Below are 1,029 nucleotides of genomic sequence, written 5' to 3' on the forward strand. Positions count from 1 at the left end.
GGCAAACTCGATCCCTTCACTTGAAATTACCATCCATTCGGGTCGAGCGAGGCTCGCTGCGGACATCGCGTACTGCACGCTCCCAGCGGCGATGGGTATCACGATGTCTCGCTGAGCTTCGCGCGGCCACCCCCTCAATCTGGAGCCCTCGCCATGCGGTTGATCGTTGCCCTGCTGGTCGCCGCGATGGCAGGGCCAGCGCAAGCGCAATCACCCCCGCCGCCGCAATCGCCGGGTCGCGTTCAGATCTTTGGCGCTGGGTTGATTGGATGCGGCGAGGTAGTCGCTGCAATAGAAGCGGAAAGAGCTGCGTGGGTTCGGCGTGAGCAGACGCAAACGTCAAATCAGTCAGCAACGATGCGCTATACCCACCTTGTGGGTTTCCTAAGTGGCATGATGAGCGGCGTAAATTGGGCTGGCACCCAAGATACATTTTCCCCGGGTGATCTACTAAGCCGGATGCTCTTCATCGAGCGGCATTGCCGCAGCAGCCCGCTAGATAATTTCATGAATGCCATCGAGGCTTTAAGCCAGGAGGAGCAGCGTCGCCGCTAAGCGAAAGGGGCAGTGAATAGCCGCCCCCTTCTCGGAAGGAGGAAAATTTGCCTCGTCTGAGCGCACGGCCTAGCCGCGTGTGCGGTGGATGGCGACGAAGGCCTCGAGGACCTGGGAAATCCGCATCGTCTAGGCCTTCATGCAGGGGGCGAAGGTGCAGAACCTTCGGCGGTAAAGCCACCCAGCGGTCGCCATGCAGGTGCACGAGCCGCCGCGAAGGCCTGCGCAGCGAGGGCCTCGGCGGCTATCTCGGTCCCTGTCGGTTCGACGATGCGGACCATTGGGACATAGCGCCCATCGGTCGCAAGGATGGCGAAGACCGGCGGGATCATTCCATCGCGCTCCATACCCGCACCGCTCGCGGCAGAAAGACCGAATGCCCGTTGGGCTGAATGGCAAAGATGAGCGCGCGGCGGCCATCGCTGCCGTGTTCCTGGTCAAGGGCTTGGGCATAAAGCTCCGCATCCTCGAGGG

Annotated in this window: 2 protein-coding genes; one reads left to right on the plus strand and one right to left on the minus strand. The window is 61.8% G+C overall.

Annotation, left to right across the window (positions count from 1 at the left end; all coding sequences use genetic code 11):
* Positions 1-153 precede the first annotated feature (153 nt).
* A complete protein-coding gene (locus tag AC1DWF_RS32515) occupies positions 154-555 on the plus strand; it encodes a hypothetical protein (protein ID WP_476842641.1) in 402 nt (133 codons plus the stop codon).
* Between the two features lie 137 nt (positions 556-692).
* On the opposite strand, the gene AC1DWF_RS32520 is transcribed toward AC1DWF_RS32515, so the two are convergent.
* Positions 693-887, minus strand: a complete 195-nt coding sequence (locus AC1DWF_RS32520) for a hypothetical protein (RefSeq protein WP_476842642.1) — start codon at positions 885-887, stop codon at positions 693-695.
* Positions 888-1,029 lie beyond the last annotated feature (142 nt).

This window comes from Aminobacter sp. P4_D5, assembly GCF_056401815.1.